Raw genomic sequence first — 7,415 nt, 5'->3', positions numbered from 1 at the left:
CCGCCTTCGGGTTCCACACCGCAACACCACTGATCGCCCTGGCCATGCTCCACCTCGGCGGCCACCGACCCCAACTACCCCGACGGCACCCACACATCAGTCAGTAGACCCAGAATTTCCGCCCACTCGGCGGGTGAGGTGCCCACTCACCGGGGGTGGCCGGGCGTCCACCCGGCGAGCAGCAGCATCTGTCGCACGGCGAGCCGGAGCCGATCGGGGTGGGTGAAGACCTCGGACGGTCCGACCCCGAGGATCTGCCAGCGGTGACCTGTGACGTCCGTGGCGCGGGTCAGGTCCCGTCGCATCCGGTCGAGGCCGGCGTGGAGTTCGCCCTGGTACTCCAGTGCGATCCGGAAGCGGGCGTTGTGCAGATCGGGTTCGGCGACCCAGCCGCCGTGCGCGTCACGCACCACGGTGTTCGGCTCGAACGTCGGCCAGCCCGGCACGATGAGCTCGTACCGCATGTGGCTCTCGGGCCGGGATCGGCTCCGTGCGTCGAGGAGCGGGAGCGCGGCCCGGGCGGCGACAACGCCCCGTTGGCCACGAGTCCTCGCCACCAGGTCCGACAGTTCCGTCGCACTCGTTCCTGCCCGCAGCACACTGTCGCCGAGCGCGACCAACTCGACCGGGCGCAGCCGCACGGCCAGATCGCGCCAGGTGCGGGCTGGGGTGGTCACGCGGACGCCGTCGATCTCGATCACGTCGTGGGCCGGCAGCTCGCGACGTCGTCCGCCCAGCTCCGGACGTCGGGTCCGACTCATCTGTCGACCCCGTCCAGCTGCCGTGTAGGCGACGTGGATCGGCACGGAATCCGACGGCGGTACCCACAGCCCCTCGACCGCCGCCGCGGTGTGCTCGACGAACACACAGTGGGGCGGCAGCGCCAGGGCCACCCGGCGCAGGGTCGCCACCAGGCCGTCGGTCGATGCGTCGCGGTGGATGCCCCAGGCGATGCGCGTTGCGGTCACGTCCCGGAGCTTCGGGAGCGACGAGGTGGCTAGCCAGACCATCCCGCCCGTCTGTGGACGACACGCCGCTCTGTGGACGACCGACCTCACGCGTCCCACCAGCCCCGCCCACCCCAGACCCGATCTGACGAGTGGTGAAAAATCCCGGTGAGTGGTCAGCAAAAGGTGCCCACTCGAAGGGGAAAGTGACCACTCGCCAGATCCGGGGGGCGAGGGTCGTGCGCGAGGCGCCGACAACCGGCGGGGGTCAGGCGGGGCGGAGCAGACCGTTGCGCAGGACAACGGTCGTGAGGGTCTTGTAGCCGACGCTGTCGAAGGCCACGACCAGCTCGTGGTCGTCGACCGACATCACGGTGCCGACGCCCCACGACGGGTGCCGCACGAGGGTTCCGGCGTGGACCTGGAACGAGTCCTTCGAGACCACGGCGGGGACCGGCGGGGTGGCGGGGTGCGGGTGGGCGTCGTTGTCGCAGTTCCCGCACGGTCCGGCGAACTCCTCGCCGAAGTAGCCGAGCAGTTCGACTCGACGGCAGTGGGTGGTCTCGGCGTAGTGGCGCACGGCGTCGATGCGGCTGTCGGCGACCTGCTCGCGGCGGTGGACGGCGGTCTCGACGTCCTCGACACCCTCGGCCGCGAGCAACGACCGCGCGTCGGGCGGGACCACGACACCGTCGGGTGAGACCCGCACGAGTGCCGCCTCGGCCAACTCGTCCACGATCCGTTCGGTGGTGTGCCGGGCGACGCCACTGCTCTGCGCGAGCGCGCCCGGTTCGACCGCGCCGCTGACCGCCAGGAGGGCGTCGACGACGCGCCGCACGTCGGCGTCACCGAGACGCGAGCGCGTGGCGAAGAGCTTCGGCAGTTGCAGCGCGCGCTCGGCGAACACCAGCAGCGCGTGGGCCGGTGCGCCGTCCCGGCCGGCGCGTCCGATCTCCTGGTAGTACTCGTCCAGGCTGCCGGGCGGGCCCGCGTGGACGACGACGCGGACGTCGGGCTTGTCGATGCCCATGCCGAACGCACTGGTGGCGACCACGACGTCGAGCCGTCCCGCCAGGAAAGCGTCCTGGGTCGACGTCCGCTCGGCCACTGGCAACCCGGCGTGGTACGGCTGTGCCGCCAGCGCGCTTTGCCGCAACCGGGCCGCCAGACGCTCGCACGCGGCGTGGCTGGACGCGTACACCAGCGCCGGCGTGGAGAGCGCGAGCGTGGCGGTGACGGCGGCGTCCTCGACGGCTTCGTTGACCTCTGCAACGTTTCCACGCGGGTGGACGACGTGCACGCTCAGCTCGATGTTCGGACGGTCGAAGCCCGACACCACGAGCTCGGGGTCGGTCATCCGCAGTTCGCGGACGATGTCGGCGCGCACGGGCGGCGCCGCGGTGGCGGTGAGGGCGAGGACCGGCGGTCCGCCCAGGTCGTCGATGACGCCGCCGAGGTGAAGGTAGTCGGGTCGGAACTCGTGGCCCCACTCGCTCACCAGGTGCGCCTCGTCGACGGCGAGCAGCGTGACCGGCCGTGAGCTCGTGCGCAGGGCCTCGCGCGTGGTCGGGTTCTCCAACTGTTCGGGGCCGACCAACACGACGTCGAGCTCGCCGTCGCGCCACCGGCGCACGGCCTCGCGGTGGTCGCCGGCACTGGTCGAAGCGTTGACCGCTGCCACCTGCAACAGTCGGCCGTCGGGCTTGCGACGGCCGGTCAACGAGCGCACCTGGTCGTGTTGCAGGGCCACGAGCGGCGAGACGACGACCGTGGTCCCGCCCCGTGCCAGCCCGGCCACCTGGTAGATCGCGCTCTTGCCGCTGCCGGTGGGCAGCACCGCGAGCACGTCGCGCCCGGCGACGACGGCCTCGATCGCCTTGCGCTGCGCCGGCCGGAGGGCGGTCAGACCGAGCAGCTCCCGGGCCAGGGCGTCGAGGTCCGGCTCGGGGATCATGCCCGCAGCCCGTCGAACACGGTGGTCACGAGCGCGGTGGCCAGGGCGTCGGCGTCGTGGTCCACGCCGGGTTTGAGCCACTCGGTGAGGGAGTTGACCGTCCCGAAGAGCAGGCGGGCGGTGACGGCCGGGTCGACGTCCGGTCGCAGGTCGCCGTCGGCGATGGCCTGCCGCACCAGGTCGGCGGCGAGCCGGTCCAACCGGCGCCGCCGGGTCAGGGCGTCACGTTCGACGTCGCTGTTGCCGCGGACCCGCAGCAGCACGGTGACGTAGGGCAGACGTTCCACGAGCACCACGACACTGCCCCGCACCAACGCCACCAACCGGTCGACGGCCGGACCGTCGAGCGCGCGCACCTCGGCGACGACCTGCTCGATGCCGGTGAGCGCGCGGTCGAGGACGTCGGCGAGCAGGGCGTCCTTGCCGGTGATGTGGTGGTAGACGGCCGACTTGCTGATGCCCAACCGGCGGGCGAGATCGTCGATGCTGGTGCCGTCGAAGCCCTGCTCGATGAACAGGGCGACGGCGGCGGCGCGCACGGAGTCCAGGTCGTGTCCGGGGCGGCCCCGACGCCTCGCCGGGGCGGAGGCGGACGCGGCGGTCACGGCGTGCCCGGTTCGCGCAGCGCGGTGCTGCGCCCGCGGAACTCGGCGATGACCTCCTCGCCACGGCGGACCGTGACGTCGTAGACCCCCTGGCGGCCGAACCGGGTGCGTTCGGTGGCCGTGGCCTCGAGGACGTCGCCGCGACGGGCCGGACGCAGGAAGGAGATGTCGCCGCCGGCGGCGACGGTGACCGGGCCACGGCTGTTGCACGCGCAGGCGAAGGCGGTGTCGGCGAGGGTGAACACCAGACCGCCGTGGGCGATCTCGTGGCCGTTGACCATGTCGTCGCGCACGGTCATCCGGGTGCGGGCCGCGCCGTCGCCGTGGTCGACGAGGGTGATCCCGAGCGCGGCCGATGCCCGGTCGGCGGCCATCATGCGGAGGACTGGATCGTCGACGTCCACGGCGGTAGCATAACGTACCGACCGATCGGTCGGTAATTGTGGCGCACGTCGATCCCGGGAGGCTCGGCCCGTGTCGGACAGGTACTTCACCAGCTACGTGCAGGGCAGCTGGCAGGCGCCCACCCCGGCGTCGCCCGAGTCGGGCACGGCGGTGCACGACGCCGTCACCGGCGAGCTCATCGGCCGGGTCTCCACCGAGGGCATCGACCTGGGCGCGGCCCTCGCCCACGCCCGCGAGGTCGGCGGACCGGCCCTGCGTCAGCTGTCGCTCGCCAACCGCGCCGCCCTGCTCAAGGCGATGGGCTCGTACCTGCGCGAGCACCGCGACGAGCTCTACGCGCTGTCCGCACGATCGGGCGCCACCCGGTACGACAGCCGCTTCGACGTCGACGGCGGCATCGGGGTGCTGCTCACCTACGCCAGCAAGGGCAAGCGTGAACTCGCGCCCGAGGGTGTCCTGGTCGACGGCCCGGTCGAACCCCTCGGCAAGGGCGGCACGTTCGTCGCCCGTCACGTCTGGCTGCCGTTGCAGGGTGCGGCGGTCCAGATCAACGCCTTCAACTTCCCGGTGTGGGGTCCGCTGGAGAAGTTCGCGCCCGCCTTCCTCGCCGGGATGCCGAGCGTGGTCAAACCCGCCGAGCAGACCGCGTACGTCACGCACCGGCTCGTCGAGTTGATGATCGAGTCGAACCTGCTGCCGGAGGGATCGCTGCAGCTGCTCACCGGCGGACCGGGTGACCTGCTCGACCACCTCACCGAGCAGGACGTGCTCGGCTTCACCGGATCGGCCAGCACCGCGGCCAAGATCCGGACCCACCCGAACGTCGTGGCCCACGCCGTGCGCGTGACGGCCGAGGCCGACTCGCTCAACTGCTCGATCCTCGGTCCCGACGCCGTCCCGGGCACGCCGGAGTTCGACCTCTACGTCGACGGCGTCGTCACCGAGATGACCGTGAAGGCCGGGCAGAAGTGCACCGCGATCCGTCGCGCGTTCGTGCCGGAACCCCTTGTGGACGACGTCGCGCGCGCCGTGGCCGCCGAGCTCACCGCGGTCACGGTCGGGGCGCCCGGCGCCGACGGTGTGCGCATGGGGGCGTTGGCGAGCCTCGAGCAGCGCGAGGAGTTCCGCCGCTCGCTCAAGGCGTTGACCTCGGTGGCGTCGGTGGTCTTCGGCGATCCGGAGCACGTCGAGGTCGTCGGTGCCGATGCCGCCACGGGTGCGTTCGTCTCCCCGGTGCTGCTGCGCGCCACCGACCCGATCCGCGCCGAACTGCACGAGGTCGAGGCCTTCGGCCCGGCCTGCACGCTCATCCCGTACACCGACGTCGCCTCGGTGGTCGACCTCGCCCGGCGCGGCCGCGGTTCGCTCGCGGGCTCCGTGGTGAGCCACGATCCCGACTTCGTGCGCGAGGTCGTGCTGGGCATCGCCCCGTGGCACGGACGCCTGCTCGTCCTCGACCGCGACGACGCCGGTGAGTCGACGGGCCACGGCTCCCCGTTGCCGCTGCTGGTGCACGGCGGACCCGGTCGCGCCGGTGGCGGCGAAGAGCTCGGTGGAGTGCGCGGCGTCCTGCACCACATGCAGCGCACCGCGGTGCAGGGCTCGCCCGCGGTGCTCGCCGCGATCACCGGCCAGTGGGTCGCGGGAGCCCCGCGTGGGGACGACTCCGTGCACCCGTTCCGCAAGTCGCTCGCCGAGCTGCGGATCGGCGACACCGTGACGGCCGGTCCCCGGACCGTGACCGAGGACGACGTCGCCCACTTCGCCGGGTTCACCGGCGACACCTTCTACGCCCACACCGACGCCGACGCCGCGGCCGCCAACCCGTTCTTCGACGGCAAGGTCGCCCACGGCTACCTGGTGTTGAGCTTCGCCGCGGGCCTGTTCGTCGACCCGGACCCCGGTCCGGTGCTCGCCAACTACGGCCTGGACAACCTCCGGTTCCTCACGCCGACCTACCCCGGTGACGACCTGACCGTGACCCTCACGTGCAAGGAGATCTCGCCGCGCGCGGGCGACTACGGCGAGGTCCGCTGGGACACCGACGTCGTCAACGGCAAGGGCGAGTCCGTCGCCAAGTACGACGTCCTGACCATGGTCGCCAAGCAGTGGCCGCCGGCCACGGAAGGGAGCGGGGCATGACCGCCGTCGCCGACGACCCGCAGCTGCAGCAGCAGTTCGACACCACCATCGAGCACCAGCACCGCGTCGAGCCGCGGGACTGGATGCCCGAGGGTTACCGCAAGACCATGGTCCGACAGATCGCGCAGCACGCGCACTCCGAGATCATCGGCATGCAGCCCGAGGGCAACTGGATCACCCGGGCGCCGTCGCTGCGGCGCAAGGCCGTCCTGCTCGCCAAGGTCCAGGACGAAGCCGGTCACGGCATGTACCTGTACAGCGCCGCGGAGACCCTCGGGGTCGACCGGGCCGACCTCACCGAGATGCTCGTGAACGGCCGGCAGAAGTACTCCTCGATCTTCAACTACCCCACGTTGACCTACGCCGACGTCGGCGTCATCGGCTGGCTGGTCGACGGCGCCGCGATCTGCAACCAGGTGCCGCTGTGCCGCTCCTCCTACGGGCCGTACGCGCGGGCCATGGTCCGCATCTGCAAGGAGGAGTCGTTCCACCAGCGGCAGGGTTACGAGCTGCTGCTGACGATGATGCGCGGCACCGAGGCGCAGCGTGCGATGGTCCAGGACGCCACCAACCGGTTCTGGTGGCCGTCGCTGATGATGTTCGGCCCGCCCGACGACCAGTCGCCCAACACCGAGCAGTCGATGGCGTGGGGCATCAAGCGCCACACGAACGACGAACTGCGCCAGCGCTTCATCGACATGGCGGTGCCGCAGGCCGAGCGTCTCGGCGTCACCCTGCCCGACCCCGACCTGAGGTGGAACGAGGAGCGTGGCCACCACGACTTCGGCGCCATCGACTGGGACGAGTTCATGAGCGTTGTCAAGGGCAACGGTCCGTGCAACACCCAGCGGGTGTCGCACCGCCGCGCAGCTCACGAGGAGGGGCAGTGGGTACGTGACGCTGCCACAGCGCACGCGATGAAGCAGCGCGAGGCGATGGCAGCAGCGGCGCAGACGGATGGAGCGGGGGCGTGACAACACGTGTGGAGCGCGGGGAGGCGGACGGGTTCACCGCCGAAGGTGGCCACGGGGCCGTGCCGACCACCGGCGTCCCCGCCGAGCAGCCGCACCCGGCGCGCTCGCGGTGGCCGCTGTACGAGGTGTTCCTGCGCGGCAAGCGGGGTCTCAACCACGTGCACGTCGGTTCGCTGCACGCGGCGGACGCCCAGATGGCCCTGCACCACGCGCGTGACCTCTACACCCGCCGCAACGAAGGCGTGAGCATCTGGGTGGTGCGCGCCGCCGACATCACCGCCAGCAGCCCGGACGAGAAGGACCCGTTCTTCGCGCCGGCCGGTGACAAGGTCTACCGCCACCCCACCTTCTACGACGTCCCCTCCGACGTCCCCCACATGTAGGACAC

General features: G+C 71.7%; 7 protein-coding genes. 3 read left to right on the top strand and 4 right to left on the bottom strand.

Features of this window, described 5'->3' with window-relative positions:
- Positions 1-146: 146 nt before the first annotated feature.
- The 4 genes from ACXR2U_RS08465 to paaI all read right to left on the bottom strand — a co-directional run bounded on the left by ACXR2U_RS08465 (position 147) and on the right by paaI (position 3,883).
- Complete coding sequence (locus ACXR2U_RS08465; RefSeq protein WP_458824531.1) at positions 147-968, bottom strand: hypothetical protein; 822 nt, start codon at positions 966-968, stop codon at positions 147-149.
- Between the two features lie 247 nt (positions 969-1,215).
- Complete coding sequence (locus ACXR2U_RS08460; RefSeq protein WP_458824530.1) at positions 1,216-2,901, bottom strand: RecQ family ATP-dependent DNA helicase; 1,686 nt, start codon at positions 2,899-2,901, stop codon at positions 1,216-1,218.
- Positions 2,898-3,506 carry a TetR/AcrR family transcriptional regulator gene (locus ACXR2U_RS08455; protein WP_458824529.1) on the bottom strand — a complete coding sequence of 203 codons (609 nt, stop codon included), beginning with the start codon at positions 3,504-3,506 and terminating at the stop codon, positions 2,898-2,900. The genes ACXR2U_RS08460 and ACXR2U_RS08455 overlap by 4 nt, the downstream gene beginning before the upstream one ends.
- On the bottom strand, positions 3,503-3,883 hold the full coding sequence (gene paaI / locus ACXR2U_RS08450; protein ID WP_458824536.1) for a hydroxyphenylacetyl-CoA thioesterase PaaI: 381 nt from the start codon (positions 3,881-3,883) through the stop codon (positions 3,503-3,505). The genes ACXR2U_RS08455 and paaI overlap by 4 nt, the downstream gene beginning before the upstream one ends.
- Before the next feature lie 97 nt (positions 3,884-3,980).
- Between paaI and paaZ the strand changes: the two genes are divergently transcribed.
- Genes paaZ through paaB form a run of 3 tightly spaced genes read left to right on the top strand, consistent with a single transcriptional unit; the run spans position 3,981 to position 7,410 of the window.
- Positions 3,981-6,053, top strand: coding sequence for a phenylacetic acid degradation bifunctional protein PaaZ (gene paaZ / locus ACXR2U_RS08445; RefSeq protein ID WP_458824528.1), 2,073 nt, complete (start codon positions 3,981-3,983; stop codon positions 6,051-6,053).
- Positions 6,050-7,027, top strand: coding sequence for a 1,2-phenylacetyl-CoA epoxidase subunit PaaA (gene paaA, locus ACXR2U_RS08440; RefSeq protein ID WP_458824527.1), 978 nt, complete (start codon positions 6,050-6,052; stop codon positions 7,025-7,027). The genes paaZ and paaA overlap by 4 nt, the downstream gene beginning before the upstream one ends.
- On the top strand, positions 7,024-7,410 hold the full coding sequence (gene paaB, locus ACXR2U_RS08435) for a 1,2-phenylacetyl-CoA epoxidase subunit PaaB (protein ID WP_458824526.1): 387 nt from the start codon (positions 7,024-7,026) through the stop codon (positions 7,408-7,410). Before paaA ends, paaB begins: the two co-directional genes overlap by 4 nt.
- The last annotated feature ends 5 nt before the right edge of the window (positions 7,411-7,415 follow it).

Source organism: Jatrophihabitans sp. YIM 134969, from assembly GCF_054456675.1.
This window is presented reverse-complemented; position numbering and strand designations above follow the sequence as displayed.

Coding starts and splice junctions, on each gene's coding strand:
- paaI (WP_458824536.1), bottom strand. CDS start 3,883: ATGATGGCCGCCGACCGGGCATCGGCCGCGCTCGGGATCACCCTCGTC.
- paaA (WP_458824527.1), top strand. CDS start 6,050: ATGACCGCCGTCGCCGACGACCCGCAGCTGCAGCAGCAGTTCGACACC.
- ACXR2U_RS08460 (WP_458824530.1), bottom strand. CDS start 2,901: ATGATCCCCGAGCCGGACCTCGACGCCCTGGCCCGGGAGCTGCTCGGT.